Genomic DNA, 15,770 nt, shown 5'->3' with positions numbered 1-15,770 from the left:
GGCGCGCCGGGTTCGTCGGTTCAGCCGGGCCCGCCGCCGACGAGGGCGTCCACCTCCTCGCCGACGCGGTGTTCCAGGGCGGTGCGCCAAGCGTCGAACGCGGCGGTCACCTCGTCCCGGGACGCGGTGGCGCCGAGGCGCAGCCGGTCGAGGAGGCGTCCCACGAGCCATCCGAGCACGGCGACCAGCGCCGTCACCACCAGACAGCCCGGCATGACGGCGACCACCCGCCAGGGGCTGATCTCCCCGAGTTCCTGCCTGCCGAGGAAGTGGTTCAGCACGGAGGACACGGCGCTCACCAGGAACCACATCACCGCGAGCAGGTAGGGCCCGGCGAGGGCGACCGTGAGGGAGCAGCCCTCCTCGCCCGGGCGGCTCACGACCCAGGCCGGAACGGCGAGCAGGAAGAGGGTGGCACCGGCGGCGACGCTCACCGCGAGGGCGCCGACGCGCTCGCCGCCCGGGAAGAACAGCGGCCACAGCGGGCTGGTGCCGATCAGCAGCCACACCAGCACCAGCGGAAGGCGGAAGCCGAGCGCGACTTCGTCGTCTTCCGCGCGCCGCGCGTCGGCGAGCAACTCGCGGTAGTCCCCCTCCAGCGCGGAGACGTCCCGGAGCAGGGCGGGTCGCCGCTCCGTGAGGCGGGCGCGCAAGCCGTCCGGTTCCAGGTGCGGGTGGGCGGCCACCCGCCGGCGGGTCTCGTACCGGGCCAGCTTCTCGTCGAGCACCGTGTCGAAGACGTCCTCCGCCGTGTCGCCCCGCGCGGCCCACGGCGAGTGGTCGGCGGCCGGCGGGTCGGACAGGGCGGTCTCGACCGCGGCCCGGATCGTCGTATGGGGGAACCGGTAGCCGCTGCCGGTCGCCACCAGGAAGCCGCGCCGGGCCGCGGTGGACAGGAACGCGGACAGCCGCCACGGCACGTGGTACTGCCACGCCAGCTGCACCCGGTCGAGACCGTGCCGCATGAGCGCGAACCCGCCCGCAACCGTCCAGACGCAGAAGGCGGCCATGCCCGCGTCCGCGGCCCACCGGCTGGGAGAGAACTCACGCACGTCCGCCAGGGCCCCGCACCACCACGCCGCCGTCGCGAGGACGGGGCCGAGCAGCACGCCGGTCACGACGGCCCGGGTCGCGACCCGGGGGAGACCGCGCCGCGGCGGGGGCACGGTGCCGTCCACCCGGAACTTCACCAGGCCCGCCCCGCACCCCGTCACGATCACCGCGCCCGCCATGACGGCCCCGATCACCGCGGCCGTGCCGACGGGGAGGCCGGTCCAGGAGGCGTAGCAGAACGCCGCGACCCAGCTCAGCGCGCCCATGGCCAGGGGCCATCCTGGCCGCCCCGGCAGGACGTGCGTCCACCGCCCGACCCAGCGCAGTGCGGGTGCCTCCAGCAGGCCGCCGTAGACATGCGTGTACCAGAGCATGAACGCGAGCCAGCCGAAGTACACCAGGACGTGCGGGGCCAGGGAGTAGCTCTTCGTGAGCAGGACGAGGGCCGTCATGGCCAGGGTGAAGAGCAGGTCCTGCCGGATCCGGGGGGCGTGGTCCCGCATGCCCAGCCGGCGGGCCTCGGCCGGGTCGGAGGCGGCCAGCAGGCCGACCGTGTCGAAGTAGTCCTGCCGTGCCTCGCGCAGAGCTCTCGCCAGGCCGCGCAGACCGCGCTCCAGTTGCCGACGGCTCCATTCGTCCTGCGCCGCGGCGGGCGGATCGGTGTCGGAGCGCCGCCGTTCGGCCATCACCGGCTTCTCCAGCAGACCTTGCACGTACCGCCGCAAGGCGGCGTACTGCTCGCGCACCTCCTGGGCGCTCTGTGCCGTCGCTCCCCACATCGACTGCAACAGGGGCCCTCCGGCCGCGTACGCGAAGTTGCGCACCGCGAACAGCGGTGGCTCGTCCCAGGCGCGTGAGAGGTCCACGGCACCCACCACCGACAGCATCAACGGTGTGGTGCACCACTCCCGCACGTTCGGGTTGTCGGCCAGCAGCCGCTCGATGTGCCGCCCCTCGTCGCCGAGTCCCGCCAGGGCGTCGTCCAGCGCCCCGCCGGACAGCGGGAGCATCCGCACGGTGCCGGTGAGGGCACCGTCGAGGCGCAGGGCAGCCATGGTGGACTCCTGGCACGCCAGCATCATGGGCAACCCCGAGTGTGAGTCCAGATACCCGCGGATCGCCGTTTCCCAGCTCGCGAGGTGACGCTCGGCAACGGCGTCCAGGCCCTCCAGACAGGGCATCACAAGGCCCAGCTCGAGCAGCCAGCCGGCTTCCACCGCGCCGCCTGGGCCGCCGTTGAAATAGGTGCGCACCCGGTTCACGAGCCAGGCCGTCAGGTCGTCGGGGGCGGACCGGTCGGGTGGCACCGCGACCGGCACCGGAACCACTGAGTCCGGGTCGTCGTGGACGTCCAGCAGGGCCCGCATGACACGCAGCATCAGCGTGGACTTGCCGGAGCCCTGTCCGCCCAGGATCAGCATCTGTCCCTGGCAGTCACGGAACACCGAGAGCGGATCGTCGCCGTCGGAGGAGACCTGCGGCGGCCCGCGGCGCACCGAGACCGTCAACGGCAGGTCGATGAGACGCGTCAGCCGTCGCCCGGCGTCGTTCAGCTGGGGATCGACCCAGCGCTGGGCTACCTCGTTGATCATCACTGCCCGCCGTGACGGCCAGTTCGCCGGGACGCGCGGCGCGTGGGCCCGGTGACGGCCCATCGCGACCGTCCAATGGCGGACGGTGACGTCGCCCAGGATGGTGCCCGAGTTGGCGACCGAACCGCGCGAGGCGTTGCTGTCGCCGGTGTGAGACGCGCTTGCCGTCGGCCCGGGCGGGTCCGCGTCGGGCTCGTGCCCGCACTCGTCCTTCGTCGTCATGAGAGGCCCCCGTCCCCGGAACGTCAGCGGATCTCGACGCCGCTGTTGGCCTCGCTCCGCCGTCCCTTGGCCGTGGACTTTCCGGTGTCCTGCGCCCGTGCCGACGCGATGCCCCGGGCCATGCGGCCGCGGACGCGCACCCCCGCATTGGCCTTTCCGCCGTCCTCGGCGCGGGCCGCTCCCGCCCGTACGGCCTCGAGACGGGCGCGGACACCCCGCGGCGCGTCGGGCCGCACGGCCCAGCAGAACGCGAGGGCCGCGACGGCGAACTGGAGTGTGGCGCCGACGAGTTGACCCGCGTCCGGGCCGTCGAGCAGCCACACCAGCGGGATCGAGGCGACCCCGGCGACGGACAGCGTGATGACCGTGATCTTCCGGCTCCTGGACATGGCCGCTCCCCCTTGTCCCTTTCGGCGCGCCCCACTCGGCACCGCCGAGCGACGATCCACAGGTGTATTGCCCGGTGGGGCGCAGACGTCACCCGCAGGGGGAGGCTTATCGTTCCAGCAGCATCCGCTGCAGCTCCCGCGCGGCCCGAGGCGGCGCCACGTCACTGCGGTGCGCCAGCGCGATGGTGCGATGCAGTCCGGGCCGGGCCAGCGGTGTGACCCGCAGTCCGCGCCCGGACCGTGCCGCCACCATCCGGGGTACGACGGCGACGCCCAGCCCGGCGCGCACAAAGCCCAGCACCGCGTCCATCTCCCCGCCCTCCACCGCGAAATCCGGCTCGAACCCGGCGGACCGGCACGCGGCGACGGTCAGTTCGCGCAGGTCGTAGCCGTGCCGGAACATCACCAGGCGTTCGCCCTCCAGGTCGGCGATGTCGACGGCGCGCCGCCCGCCGCCGGGCTTCGGTGCCTCGGGTGAGGACACCACGACCAGGTCCTCCCGCAGCAGCTCGACCGTGGTCAGCGCCGGGGACGGCGTCGGCAGCGGCAGCACGACCAGTGCCAGATCGAGGGCGCCGCGCGCGAGATGGCGTACGAGGTCGTGCGAGCCGCCCTCCTCGATCAGCAGCTGGATGCCGGGGTAGCGGTCGTGGAAGGCGCGCAGCACGTCCGGCAGCAGGCCCGTGCACAGGCTCGGCGTGGCGCCCAGCCGGACCCGGCCGCGCCGCAGCTGCACCAGCTCCTGCACCTCGTGCCGGGCGGTGTCCGCGTCCGCGAGGATGCGCCGGGCCAGTGGCAGCAGTGCCTCCCCGGCGTCGGTCAGCGTGATGTTGCCGCGCGCCCGCAGGAACAGATCGGCGCCGAGCTCCCGCTCCAGCGCCTTGATCTGCTGCGACAGCGAGGGCTGGGCGACGTGCACGAGATCGGCGGCCCGGGTGAAGTGCCGGGTCTCGGCGACGGCCACGAAGTACTGGAGCTGCTGGAACTGCACGCTCGCATGATAGAGCCCCGCGATAGCCGTGGCCTATCGAAACCAGGCAGACCATGTCTTGGACCGATGGGGGTGCCCGCCCCTAGCGTGCTGTTCCATGGCTCTGGCAACGCGGACGGACCGACGGCCGTCCATGGCGCGCACGATGTGGGACAGCTCCGTCGGCAAGAAGACAGTGATGGCCGTCAGCGGCGTGATCATGCTGCTGTACCTGGTCGCCCACGTGATCGGCAATCTGAAGATCTTCTTCGGCCCGGAGGAGTTCAACCACTACGGGCATTGGCTGCGCACGGTCGGCGAACCGTTCATGCACTACGAGTGGACGCTCTGGCTGGTCCGGATCGTCCTGCTCGTCGCGGTCGTCGCCCACGCCGTCTCCGCGTACCAGCTCAGCCGTCGCGACATCAAGGCGCGCCCCAGCAAGTACGTGCACAAGAAGCCGCGGGCCTCCTACGCCACGCGCACCATGCGCTGGGGCGGGATCATCATGGGCCTGTTCATCGTCTGGCACGTGCTGGACCTGACCACCGGCCACGTCCACCCGGGCGGCTTCCAGGAGGGCCGCCCCTACGAGAACGTCGTCGACACCTTCTCCACCTGGTACGGCAACGCCATCTACATCGTCGCGATGCTCGCCGTCGGCATGCACATCCGGCACGGCTTCTGGAGCGCGGCCCAGACCCTGGGCGTCGGCAGCCGCACCCGCGACCGCGCCCTCAAGACCGTCGCCAACGTCCTCGCGCTGCTGCTCACGGCCGGTTTCATCGCCGTACCCGTGGGCGTCATGACCGGAGTGGTGAGCTGACATGACTACCTACGCGGACTACAAGACCGGCGAGCCGGTCGTCGACACCAAGGCCCCCTCCGGGCCCGTCAACGAGCGCTGGGACAAGCGCCGCTTCGAGGCCAAGCTGGTCAACCCCGCCAACCGGCGCAAGCACACGGTGATCGTGGTCGGCACCGGCCTGGCCGGCGGCTCCGCCGGCGCCACCCTCGCCGAACAGGGCTACCACGTCGTCCAGTTCTGCTACCAGGACTCCCCGCGCCGCGCCCACTCGATCGCCGCGCAGGGCGGCATCAACGCGGCGAAGAACTACCGCAACGACGGCGACTCCATCCACCGCCTGTTCTACGACACCGTCAAGGGCGGCGACTTCCGCGCCCGCGAGTCCAACGTGCACCGGCTGGCGCAGATCTCCGTCGAGATCATCGACCAGTGCGTGGCGCAGGGCGTCCCCTTCGCCCGCGAGTACGGCGGCCTGCTCGACACCCGCTCCTTCGGCGGCGTCCAGGTCTCCCGCACCTTCTACGCCCGCGGCCAGACGGGCCAGCAGCTCCTCCTCGGCGCCTACCAGGCGCTCAGCCGGCAGATCGCCGCGGGCAACATCGAGATGCACGCCCGCACCGAGATGCTCGACCTGATCGTCGTCGACGGGCGGGCCCGCGGCATCGTCGCCCGCGACCTGATCACCGGGAAGATCGACACGTACTTCGCGGACGCCGTCGTGCTCGCCTCCGGCGGCTACGGCAACGTCTTCTACCTGTCGACGAACGCCATGAACTCCAACGCGACCGCGATCTGGCGGGCGCACCGGCGCGGCGCCTACTTCGCCAACCCCTGCTTCACCCAGATCCACCCCACCTGCATCCCGCGCACCGGCGACCACCAGTCCAAGCTGACGCTGATGAGCGAGTCGCTGCGCAACGACGGCCGCATCTGGGTGCCCAAGGCCAAGGGCGACACCCGCCCGGCGAACCAGATCCCCGAGGACGAGCGCGACTACTACCTGGAGCGCATCTACCCGTCCTTCGGCAACCTGGTCCCGCGCGACATCGCCTCCCGCGCCGCGAAGAACGTCTGCGACGAGGGCCGCGGCGTCGGCCCCGGCGGGCAGGGCGTCTATCTCGACTTCGCGGACGCCATCAAGCGCATGGGCCGCAAGGCCGTCGAGGCGAAGTACGGCAACCTCTTCGACATGTACCAGCGGATCACCGACGAGGATCCGTACGAGGTGCCGATGCGGATCTACCCCGCCGTGCACTACACGATGGGCGGCCTGTGGGTCGACTACGACCTCCAGACCAGCATCCCCGGCCTGTTCGCGGTCGGCGAGGCCAACTTCTCCGACCACGGCGCCAACCGGCTCGGCGCCTCCGCGCTGATGCAGGGCCTCGCCGACGGCTACTTCGTGCTGCCGGCCACCCTCAACGACTACCTGGCCCGCAACCCGCACCAGGAGCCGCTGACCGACGACACCCCCGAGGTGCGCGAGGTGCTGACGGAGACCCGGGACCGCCTGGAGCGGCTCCTGGCCGTCGACGGCGACCGCACCCCCGACTCCTTCCACCGCGAGGTCGGCGAACTCATGTGGGAGTTCTGCGGCATGGCCCGCACCGACGCAGGCCTGCGCAAGGCACTGGAGCGCATCCCGCAGATCCGCGAGGAGTTCTGGCGGCGGATCAAGGTGCCCGGCACCGGCGAGGAGTTCAACCAGTCGCTGGAGAAGGCCAACCGGATCGTCGACTACCTGGAACTCGCCGAGCTGATGTGCCTCGACGCGCTGCACCGCGCCGAGTCCTGCGGCGGCCACTTCCGCGAGGAGTCCCAGACCCCCGACGGCGAGGCCGCCCGCAAGGACGACGAGTTCTCCTACGCGGCCGCCTGGGAGTTCACCGGCACCGGCGAGGCGCCCGTCCTGCACAAGGAAGACCTGGTCTTCGAGTACGTCCACCCCACCCAGCGGAGCTACGCATGAAGCTCACCCTGCGCGTCTGGCGGCAGAAGAACGCCGACGCCGACGGCGCCATGTCCACGTACGAGGTGGACGGCATCTCACCCGACATGTCCTTCCTGGAGATGCTCGACACCCTCAACGAGGAACTCATCCTCAAGGGCGAGGACCCGGTCGCCTTCGACCACGACTGCCGCGAGGGCATCTGCGGAGCGTGCTCGCTGGTGATCAACGGTGACGCACACGGACCCGAGCGCACCACCACCTGCCAGCTGCACATGCGGTCCTTCGAGGACGGCGACACGATCGACGTCGAGCCGTGGCGGGCGTCCGCCTTCCCGGTCGTCAAGGATCTGGTCGTGGACCGCTCGGCCTTCGACCGGATCATCCAGGCCGGCGGCTACATCACCGCGCCGACCGGCTCCGCGCCCGAGGCGCACGCCACGCCGGTGCCCAAGCCGGACGCCGACTTCGCCTTCGAGCACGCCGAGTGCATCGGCTGCGGGGCGTGCGTGGCGGCCTGCCCGAACGGGGCGGCGATGCTGTTCACCTCCGCGAAGATCAACCACCTGAACGTGCTGCCGCAGGGCGCGCCCGAGCGGGAGACCCGGGTGCTGGACATGGTGGCGCAGATGGACGAGGAGGGCTTCGGCGGGTGCACGCTGACCGGCGAGTGCGCCACCGCGTGCCCCAAGGGCATTCCGCTGATGTCCATCACGAGCATGAACAAGGAGTGGCTGCGGGCCACTCGCAAGGTGAAGCGGTAGCACCCCAGGGCTGCCGTCGCCTTCGTGAACGTTCGCCGTGACGCGCGGACGGGCGGGGCCGGGAGTGGTGCTCCCCGGCCCCGTCTCGCGTTTCCCGGCTCGATAGTCTGACCGCATGATCTTCGGAAGTCAGGGGAGCGGACGGTTCGTTGACGCCGTCACGGCCTTCGAGACCGCGGTGCGCGGACAGAACCCGGACGGTGCGGAACGCGCGTTCCAGGAGATGCACCGCAGCCTCGGGGACGCGGGCCCGCACGAGGTCGCGCAGGCCGCCCCGCGGCTCGCCGCGCTGCTGCCCGAGGTGCCGCCCGGACCGCGCGGCATCGTCGCCGTGATCGTCGGCGCCTGCGTGGAGCGCGGCGCCGACCCGCTGCCCTGCGCGCCGTACGTGTTCGTGGAGCTGGCCGAGACGCTGGCCGCCGTCGGGGAGTTCTGCGAGCGCTGGGAGGAGACCGGCGGCGGGGAGTACCCCGACCCGCGGGACGGCGAGCCCGGTCCGGCACTCTTCGACCGGGTGGGACCCGAGGCGGCCCTCGCCTGGCTGTCGCTGCCCCAGTGGGAGATGGCGTGCCACGCCCTGCTCAACCACCCCGGCGTGCGGACCGCGCTGCACGGCTCCCTGCGCGCCCGGCTGCTGCGGGCGCTGCGGGCCGTGCAGGAGACCACCGAGTACGACGTCAAGGGCCTGGCGTACGCCCTGCTCGTCCTGGACGACGAGCCGCTGGTCGTGCTGCACCGCCCGACCGGCACCGGCTACGCGATGCGGATGAGCGGGATCGGCGACAACTTCCAGCTGCACACCCTGCTCGCGGACGTCCTCGTCGGCGGCGGCCACGTGCCCGGCCGGGCCCCGTCCGCGCAGGAGGCCGCCGTCTGCCGGGACGCGCCCGGCCAGGTACTGACCACCGGTTCGTTCAACCTCGTGACGCCCGGCGGGGAGTGGGTGTGGAACGAGGGCACGCCCTCCGACATCCCCGTGGTCGACGGCGTACGGCTGCTGGTCCTCGACCCGCCGCCCTACGAGCGCAGCTGGCCCGCCGGACGGTACTTCCCCGGCATGACCGGAGACCTCGTCCTGGAACGGGTCCTCGACGCCGCGGAGACCCGCGCCTGGCTGGCGGGCTGCACACCACCCAAGTGACGGGGGTCCGGGCCGCCGCCGTCCACCGGCGACGGCGGCCCGGCCCGTTCCGTTCAACAACCCCACATCCCGGCTCCCGTCACCCGTCATGTGGCGGCCAGACGGCATCGGAAGAAACGGGGGGTACCGCCTCCGTCCCCCTTTTCCGGCCGTACCAGGAGTGAGCCATGACCGGCGTGTCCACCCTCGACCGCCCCCCGCAGCCCGCGGCGCCCACCCGCTACACCGTCTCCCTCGCCCGCGACGAGGACGACGTGCGCGCCGCCCAGCGACTGCGGCACGACGTCTTCGCCGGGGAGATGGGCGCCCTGCTGACCAGCCCGCAGCCGGGTCACGACATCGACGCCTTCGACGCCTACTGCGACCACCTGCTGGTCCGCGACACCCTGACCGACCAGGTCGTCGGCACCTACCGGCTGCTGCCGCCCGAGCGGGCCGCGGTGGCCGGCCGGCTGTACTCGGAGGGCGAGTTCGACCTCGCCCCGCTGGACGCGATCCGGCCCGGCCTGGTCGAGGTCGGCCGCTCCTGTGTGCACCCCGACCACCGCGACGGCGCCGTCATCGGCCTGATCTGGGCCGGCATCGCCCGCTACATGACCGACCGCGGCCACGAGTGGCTGGCGGGCTGCTGCTCCATCCCGCTGGCCGACGGCGGCGCCCTCGCGGCGGCCACCTGGGACCGGGTGCGGGAGCGCAACCTCGCCCCCGAGGAGTACCGCGTACGTCCGCTGCTGCCCTGGTCGGCCGAGGGCGTGACCCGCCCCGCCGGCCGTACCGAACTGCCGCCGCTGCTGCGCGGCTACGTCCGGCTCGGCGCCTGGGTGTGCGGGGAGCCCGCGCACGACGCGGACTTCGGCGTCGCCGACCTGTACGTGCTGCTGTCGATGCGCCGGGTCAACCCGCGCTATCTGCGGCACTTCCTCTCGCTCGTCCCGGCCTGATGAGCGTCTGGCTGCCGAGCGCGCCCTGCACCCCGGGGGCCTGTGTGCGGGCGGCGGGCCGCGCCGGGTCGGTACCGCGGGCCGTGCTGCGGCTGACGGCGGTCACGGCCCTGCTGCTCGCCGGGATCGCGCTGTCACCGCTCGGCGCCCGGATCCCCGCCCACCTGGTACGCCGGTGGTGCCGGGCGATCGTCCGGGCGGCCGGGGTGCGGGTCCGGATCACCGGTGCCGCGCCGCCCGACGGCGGGGTGCTGCTGGTCGCCAACCACATCTCCTGGCTGGACATACCGCTGCTCGCCGCCGTCCGCCCGGCCCGGATGCTCGCCAAGACCGAGATCCGGCGGTGGCCGGTCGCCGGGCCGCTGGCCGCGCGCGGCGGGGCCCTGTTCATCGAGCGGGACCGGCTGCGGGCGCTGCCCCGGACGGTGGCGCGGATCGCCGGGGCCCTGCGGGCCGGGGCGGCGGTCGGCGTGTTCCCCGAGGGCAGCACCTGGTGCGGGCGCGCGCAGGGCGACTTCCGGCGGGCCGTCTTCCAGGCCGCGCTGGACGCCCGCGTCCCCGTCCAGCCGGTCCGCATCCGCTACCGGCTCGCCGACGGCACCGCCAGCACCACGCCGGCCTTCGTCGGCGACGACTCGCTGATGGCGTCGGTGTGGCGGGTGGTGACGGCGCGCGGGCTGGTCGCCGAGGCCGACGTACGGCCGCTGCTGGCGCCGGGCAGCCACCCGGACCGCCGTTCCCTGGCCCGGGCGGCCCAGCCGGGTCCGCCGGACGCGTGCGGTCACGCCCATGCCGTACCGCTCCCGCCACCGCGCAGGGCCCTGGCCGGTGCCGACGCCCCGGGGCGGGCCGCTATGACCTGACGCCGGCCCAGCGCCGCAGCGCTGCCGCGGCCTGCGCACGGTCGGCCGGGGCCAGGTCGGCGAGGTCGACGCCGTGGTTGCCGCCCGCCACCCACAGGACGTGTGAGTCGCGGCCCCCGGGGCGGAATGCCTCGGCGACCGACGGGTCCTGGGTGCCGTTGACGAACAGCATGCGGGAGCCGTGGCGGCGGACCCAGCGGTCGACGTCGGGCATGGCGGCCCGGTCGAAGGGCATCGGGACGTCCCGGGGGACGAACGTCCGGGGCGCCATCGCGTCCGGGTGGCGCAGCAGGCCGTCCAAGTGGTCGACGGGCGAGGACACGTAGCCCAGCTGGGTGCCCAGTTGGTAGAAGTACGGCACGAACTGCCGGGCGACGGCGTCGGCGTACAGGTTCAGGCCGGCGATGTCGTCCAGCCACGTGTACAGGGCGTCCGCGGTCGTGTGCGGCGCGGGGATCGCGGCGGCGTCGGCCGCCGTGGAGCGCTGCCAGAACATGAACGGCACCCGCAGCACGGCGGCCTCGAAGGCCTTCTCGGCGCTGCCGGCGATCTCGAAGCCCGTGCCGGCGGCGGCGGTCTCCGCCGCGTACCGGGCGACCAGGTCCGCGCGGCGCAGCAGCAGCTCCCGCTGCACGGCCTTCAGGGCGTCGCGGGACTCGCGGGTGCCCACCCGCTCCAGGAAGCGGACGTAGGCGGAGTTGTCGCGGTCGTCCACGTTGTTCGGGGCGGAGCAGGCCACCGTGCCGGCCACGTCGTGCGGGTGGAAGCGGCGGTGGTAGACGGCGGCCATGCCGCCCTTGCTGCTGCCGGTGGAGATCCACGCGCCGGGGTACAGGCCGCGCAGCAGCCGGACCACGCGATGGTAGTCGTCCGCCGCCTGGCGGATGGTCAGACGGGAGTAGTCGGACGTGTCCGGCCGGGAGGCGCCGAACCAGCGGTGCTCGACCTGGACCTGGTTGGCCTCCAGCAGCACCGTCGGTTCGGCGCGCCGCGGGGCCGACATCGCCGCGTATCCGGTGCTGAAGAGCACGGTGGGCCGGTCGGCGCCGGTGTGCAGCAGGGTGAGTCGCTGCTCGAACGTGCCGGCCGCGGGGTTCCGGTGGTCGACGGGCTGGCGCAGAGCGAGGACGAGGAAGCGGTAGCCGGGGTCCGCGGCGGGCCGCTCCTCGATCACCCTCAGTCCGGGCAGGGCCCCCAGGGCGGCGACGAGGCCGTCGTCGCCGGCACGGCGCTGCCGCCCCACCGCCGCGTGCGCGGGAGCGGCCACCGCGAGGCCCGCAGCCGAAGCCACCGTCGCACCGAGCAGCCGCCGCCTGGTCCACGTGCTCATCCCCGACTCCCCTCTCACGGAACGTTGCGGCTCCAGTACAGCCGTCCCGCCACCGGGGAGGATCACGCACGCGAGGGAGGTCTCTCCCCCCTGCGGGGGAGACCGGCTGCCGCGACCGGCTACCGCCCGGTCCGCAGCGCCCTCGCCAGATAGGGCGCCGTGGCGCTGCCGCTCGCCGCGGCCACCTCCGCCGGAGACCCCGCCGCCACGATCTGGCCGCCCTCGGCCCCACCGCCCGGACCCAGGTCGATCACCCGGTCCGCGCCCGCGACGACGGACATGTCGTGCTCGACGACGATCACGGTGTGCCCGGCGTCCACCAGGCCGTGCAACTGCCGCATCAGGACCTCGACGTCGGCCGGGTGCAGACCGGTCGTCGGCTCGTCGAGGAGGTACAGGGTGTGGCCGCGGCGGCCGCGCTGCAGCTCGCTCGCCAGTTTGATGCGCTGCGCCTCCCCGCCGGACAGCTCGGTCGCGGGCTGACCGAGCCGGAGATAGCCGAGCCCGACGTCGAGCAGGGTGCCGAGGCTGCGGGCCGCGGCCGGGGTGTCGGCGAAGAACTCCGCCGCCGACTCGACGGTCAGGTCCAGCACTTCCGCGATGTTCCGGCCCCGGTACGTCACCTCCAGCGTCCCGGCGTCGTAGCGCGCCCCGCCGCAGTCGGGGCACGGCGCGTACGTGCTCGGCAGGAACAGCAGCTCGACGCTGACGAACCCCTCGCCCTGGCAGGTCGCGCAGCGCCCGCCGGCCACGTTGAAGGAGAACCGCCCGACGCCGTACCCCCGCTCGCGCGCCGCGTCCGTCGCCGCGAACACCTTGCGCACCACGTCGAACAGTCCGGTGTAGGTGGCCAGATTGGAGCGCGGGGTGCGGCCGATCGGCTTCTGGTCGACCGACACCAGCCGTCCCACACCCGGCAGCTCCTCGGTGATCTCCCCGATCAGCGTGGACTTCCCGGACCCGGACACCCCGGTGACGGCCGTCAGCACGCCCAGCGGGAACGCTGCCGTCACCCCGCGCAGGTTGTGCCGGGTGACGGGGCCCAGCCGCACCTCGCCGCGGGACTCCCGTACCCGGCGGGCCGGGGCGGGGGAACCGTCGAACAGGAAGCGGGCCGTCGCCGACCCGGTGACCGACGCGAGCCCGTCCACCGGGCCGCTGTACAGCACCCGCCCGCCGTGCTCGCCCGCCCGCGGGCCCACGTCCACGATCCAGTCGGCGTCCCGCACCACGTCCAGGTGGTGCTCGACCACGAACACCGAGTTGCCCGCCGTCTTCAGCCGCTCCAGCACCGTGAGCAGGGCCTCCGTGTCCGCCGGGTGCAGTCCCGCGGACGGTTCGTCGAGGACGTAGACCACGCCGAACAGCCCCGAACGCAGCTGGGTGGCGAGCCGCAGCCGCTGGAGTTCGCCCGCCGAGAGAGTGGGGGTGGCCCGGTCCAGGCTCAGGTAGCCGAGGCCCAGTTCGACGACGGGCGCGATCCGTGACCTGAGGTCGGCGGTGAGCACCCGCGCCGTCTGAGAGCCGCCCTCCGGCAGGTCCGCCAGCTCGCCCAGCGGCAGCGCGGCCAGCTCGGCGATGGTGCGGCCGCCGAACGTCACCGCCAGCGCCTCCGGCCGCAGACGGCTGCCCCCGCACCCGGGACAGGGCGCACTGGTCAGGAACCGCTCCGCCTTGGCCCGCAGCGTGGGGCTCTTGGAGTCGGCGAAGGTCTTCATGACGTACCGGCGGGCGCTCGTGTACGTCCCCTGGTACGGCCGTTGGATGCGGTCCGCGTCCCGCACCGGGTGCACCGTGACCACCGGCTGCTCGTCGGTGAACAGGATCCACTCCCGCTGCTCGGCGGGCAGCTCGCGCCACGGCCGGTCCACGTCGTGGCCGAGGGTGTCGAGGATGTCCCGCAGGTTCTTCCCCTGCCAGGCACCCGGCCAGGCGGCGATCGCGCCCTCCCGGATCGACAGCGAGGGGTCGGGGACCAGCAGCTCCTCCGTCGTACGGTGCACCCGGCCCAGTCCGTGGCACTGCGGGCACGCCCCGGCGGCCGTGTTGGGGGAGAACGCGTCGGAGTCGAGCCGTTCGGCGCCCGGCGGGTACTCGCCCGCCCGGGAGAACAGCATCCGCAGCGAGTTGGAGAGGTTGGTGACCGTGCCGACCGAGGAGCGGGACGTCGGCGCCGAGCGGCGCTGCTCCAGCGACACGGCCGGCGGCAGGCCCGTGATCTCACCGACCTTCGGCGCGCCGACCTGGTGGATCAGCCGGCGGGCGTACGGGGCGACCGACTCGAAGTAGCGGCGCTGCGCCTCGGCGTAGATCGTGCCGAACGCCAGCGACGACTTCCCGGACCCCGACACGCCCGTGAACACCGCCACCACGTCCCGTGGGATGTCGACGTCCACGCCCTTCAGGTTGTGCTCGCGGGCACCGCGGACGCGGACGTATGGGTCGTTCGGGTCGTGCGGGCTGGTCATGCGGGGGAACTCCGAACCGGGGGCAGGCGGGACAAACCCCGCGATTCTACGCCGGGGACAGTCCGGCGATCCGCGCGAGCCGCCGGTAGGAGTCCAGCAGCGCCGCACGGTCGTACGTACTGGTGGTGACCAGCACCTCCTGCGCGCCCGTCTCCTTCAGCACCGTCTCCAGCGCGTGGGCGACCTCTTCCTCGGTGCCCGCGAGCTGCCCGGCGAGCCCCGACTCGTACAGGCCCCGCTCCTTCGGGGTCATCACCGACGCCTCCACCCGCTCGGCGGGCGGCAGTGGCGGGAACGTGCCGTGGGTACGGGAGTACGCCATGGACCAGGCCTCCGGGATCAGCAGCCGGCGGGCCTCCTCGGGCGTCGCGGCGACCGCGATCGTGCCGGAGATCACCACGTACGGCTCGCTCGCCCACGCGGACGGGCGGAAGTGTTCGCGGTAGTGGTCGACGCCGCGCAGCATCTTCTCCCGGTCGCGCAGATCGCCGATGACCATCGGCAGGCCCGCGCGGGCCGCGATCGTCGCGCCCTCACCCATGGCCAGCACGAACGGCGGCACGGTCAGACCCTCGGACGGCCGGGCGCGCACCCCCGTCGGCGAGGTGCCGCGGAACCAGCCCAGCAGCTCCTCCAGCTGGGCCGCGAAGTCCTCGGCGTCGCCCTTGTCCCGGCCCAGCGCCCTGCGCACCCCGTCGGTGAAGCCGACCGAACGGCCCAGCCCCATGTCGATCCGGCCCGGGAACAGCGACTCCAGCACCCCGAACTGCTCGGCCACGACCAGCGGTTGGTGGTTCGGCAGCATCACGCCGCCGGTGCCCACCCGGATCGTGCGGGTGGCGGCGGCCACCGCGGCCGCCAGCACGGTCGGCGCGGAACCGGCGACGCCGGGCACGCCGTGGTGTTCCGAGACCCAGAGGCGGTGGTAGCCGAGGCGCTCCACGTCCTGCGCGAAGCGCACGGTGTCGCGCAGCGCCTCACCGGCCGGGCGCCCCTCACGGGTGCGGGAACGGTCGAGCACGGAGAATCGGGTCGCGGCGATCACGGAACTCACACCGGGTTCAACGCCTGCGACCGGCCGGCATTCCCGCCGCGCACGGCCGTAATTCGTTGGCGTGTGCGCGACGAGGCGATCTACGGTGAGTCCAGGCGCCCGGTGCGCCGGTCACGCGTTCTTCGTGGTTCGACTCCATGCAGGCCCGCCCCTGGGCCTGTCGCCCTTCTGGGGGCAGCGCGTAACCAGACTGACCTCGGGCGCCGCACACTTCTCTCTCCGCCACA

At 73.2% G+C, this 15,770-nt stretch carries 12 protein-coding genes; 6 read left to right on the top strand and 6 right to left on the bottom strand.

From position 1 onward, the window contains the following. Nucleotides 1–20: 20 nt before the first annotated feature. From ACSU6L_RS02950 to ACSU6L_RS02940, 3 genes are all read right to left on the bottom strand, one after another. Nucleotides 21–2,867 (bottom strand): hypothetical protein, encoded by a 2,847-nt coding sequence (locus ACSU6L_RS02950; RefSeq protein ID WP_437053213.1) that lies wholly within the window; start codon nucleotides 2,865–2,867, stop codon nucleotides 21–23. Nucleotides 2,868–2,890: 23 nt separating this feature from the next. Next, the gene (locus ACSU6L_RS02945) at nucleotides 2,891–3,256 is read right to left on the bottom strand and encodes a hypothetical protein (RefSeq protein ID WP_437053211.1); all 366 of its coding nucleotides are present in this window, start codon (nucleotides 3,254–3,256) and stop codon (nucleotides 2,891–2,893) included. Between the two features lie 106 nt (nucleotides 3,257–3,362). After that, the gene (locus ACSU6L_RS02940) at nucleotides 3,363–4,247 is read right to left on the bottom strand and encodes a LysR family transcriptional regulator (protein ID WP_437053209.1); all 885 of its coding nucleotides are present in this window, start codon (nucleotides 4,245–4,247) and stop codon (nucleotides 3,363–3,365) included. A 133-nt stretch (nucleotides 4,248–4,380) separates the two neighbouring features. Here ACSU6L_RS02940 and ACSU6L_RS02935 point away from each other — a divergent pair, with 133 nt between their 5' ends. The 6 genes from ACSU6L_RS02935 (at nucleotide 4,381) to ACSU6L_RS02910 (ending at nucleotide 10,691) form a co-directional block, all read left to right on the top strand. Beyond that, a complete protein-coding gene (locus ACSU6L_RS02935) occupies nucleotides 4,381–5,052 on the top strand; it encodes a succinate dehydrogenase (RefSeq protein WP_437064737.1) in 672 nt (223 codons plus the stop codon). Between the two features lies 1 nt (nucleotide 5,053). Further along, nucleotides 5,054–7,003, top strand: coding sequence for a fumarate reductase/succinate dehydrogenase flavoprotein subunit (locus tag ACSU6L_RS02930; protein WP_437053207.1), 1,950 nt, complete (start codon nucleotides 5,054–5,056; stop codon nucleotides 7,001–7,003). Beyond that, the gene (locus ACSU6L_RS02925) at nucleotides 7,000–7,746 is read left to right on the top strand and encodes a succinate dehydrogenase/fumarate reductase iron-sulfur subunit (protein WP_437053205.1); all 747 of its coding nucleotides are present in this window, start codon (nucleotides 7,000–7,002) and stop codon (nucleotides 7,744–7,746) included. Before ACSU6L_RS02930 ends, ACSU6L_RS02925 begins: the two co-directional genes overlap by 4 nt. A 115-nt stretch (nucleotides 7,747–7,861) precedes the next feature. Next, entirely contained in the window at nucleotides 7,862–8,887 is a 1,026-nt protein-coding gene (locus tag ACSU6L_RS02920) for a hypothetical protein (protein WP_437053203.1), read from the top strand. 167 nt (nucleotides 8,888–9,054) lie between these two features. Beyond that, nucleotides 9,055–9,828: a GNAT family N-acetyltransferase gene (locus ACSU6L_RS02915; RefSeq protein WP_437053201.1), complete on the top strand. Its 774-nt coding sequence runs from the start codon at nucleotides 9,055–9,057 to the stop codon at nucleotides 9,826–9,828. Next, nucleotides 9,828–10,691, top strand: a complete 864-nt coding sequence (locus tag ACSU6L_RS02910; RefSeq protein WP_437053199.1) for a lysophospholipid acyltransferase family protein — start codon at nucleotides 9,828–9,830, stop codon at nucleotides 10,689–10,691. The genes ACSU6L_RS02915 and ACSU6L_RS02910 overlap by 1 nt, the downstream gene beginning before the upstream one ends. Here the strand turns inward: ACSU6L_RS02910 and ACSU6L_RS02905 are convergent. From ACSU6L_RS02905 to ACSU6L_RS02895, 3 genes are all read right to left on the bottom strand, one after another. Then, entirely contained in the window at nucleotides 10,681–12,021 is a 1,341-nt protein-coding gene (locus ACSU6L_RS02905; protein ID WP_437053197.1) for a S28 family serine protease, read from the bottom strand. The genes ACSU6L_RS02910 and ACSU6L_RS02905 overlap by 11 nt on opposite strands. Before the next feature lie 119 nt (nucleotides 12,022–12,140). Beyond that, a complete protein-coding gene (locus ACSU6L_RS02900) occupies nucleotides 12,141–14,489 on the bottom strand; it encodes an ATP-binding cassette domain-containing protein (RefSeq protein ID WP_437053195.1) in 2,349 nt (782 codons plus the stop codon). Between the two features lie 46 nt (nucleotides 14,490–14,535). Continuing rightward, complete coding sequence (locus ACSU6L_RS02895; RefSeq protein ID WP_437053193.1) at nucleotides 14,536–15,543, bottom strand: LLM class flavin-dependent oxidoreductase; 1,008 nt, start codon at nucleotides 15,541–15,543, stop codon at nucleotides 14,536–14,538. Between the last annotated feature and the right edge of the window lie 227 nt (nucleotides 15,544–15,770).

This window comes from Streptomyces sp. enrichment culture, assembly GCF_964272855.1.
GTDB lineage: Bacteria > Actinomycetota > Actinomycetes > Streptomycetales > Streptomycetaceae > Streptomyces.
The sequence above is the reverse complement of the archived record's forward strand: the minus strand, read 5'-3'. Positions and strand labels throughout refer to the sequence as shown.

What these genes read in the sequence shown, in the direction of transcription:
- ACSU6L_RS02950 (WP_437053213.1), bottom strand. Translation starts at nt 2,867, where the DNA reads ATGACGACGAAGGACGAGTGCGGGCACGAGCCCGACGCGGACCCGCCC.
- ACSU6L_RS02945 (WP_437053211.1), bottom strand. Translation starts at nt 3,256, where the DNA reads ATGTCCAGGAGCCGGAAGATCACGGTCATCACGCTGTCCGTCGCCGGG.
- ACSU6L_RS02935 (WP_437064737.1), top strand. Translation starts at nt 4,381, where the DNA reads ATGGCGCGCACGATGTGGGACAGCTCCGTCGGCAAGAAGACAGTGATG.
- ACSU6L_RS02930 (WP_437053207.1), top strand. Translation starts at nt 5,054, where the DNA reads ATGACTACCTACGCGGACTACAAGACCGGCGAGCCGGTCGTCGACACC.
- ACSU6L_RS02925 (WP_437053205.1), top strand. Translation starts at nt 7,000, where the DNA reads ATGAAGCTCACCCTGCGCGTCTGGCGGCAGAAGAACGCCGACGCCGAC.
- ACSU6L_RS02920 (WP_437053203.1), top strand. Translation starts at nt 7,862, where the DNA reads ATGATCTTCGGAAGTCAGGGGAGCGGACGGTTCGTTGACGCCGTCACG.
- ACSU6L_RS02915 (WP_437053201.1), top strand. Translation starts at nt 9,055, where the DNA reads ATGACCGGCGTGTCCACCCTCGACCGCCCCCCGCAGCCCGCGGCGCCC.
- ACSU6L_RS02910 (WP_437053199.1), top strand. Translation starts at nt 9,828, where the DNA reads ATGAGCGTCTGGCTGCCGAGCGCGCCCTGCACCCCGGGGGCCTGTGTG.
- ACSU6L_RS02905 (WP_437053197.1), bottom strand. Translation starts at nt 12,021, where the DNA reads ATGAGCACGTGGACCAGGCGGCGGCTGCTCGGTGCGACGGTGGCTTCG.
- ACSU6L_RS02900 (WP_437053195.1), bottom strand. Translation starts at nt 14,489, where the DNA reads ATGACCAGCCCGCACGACCCGAACGACCCATACGTCCGCGTCCGCGGT.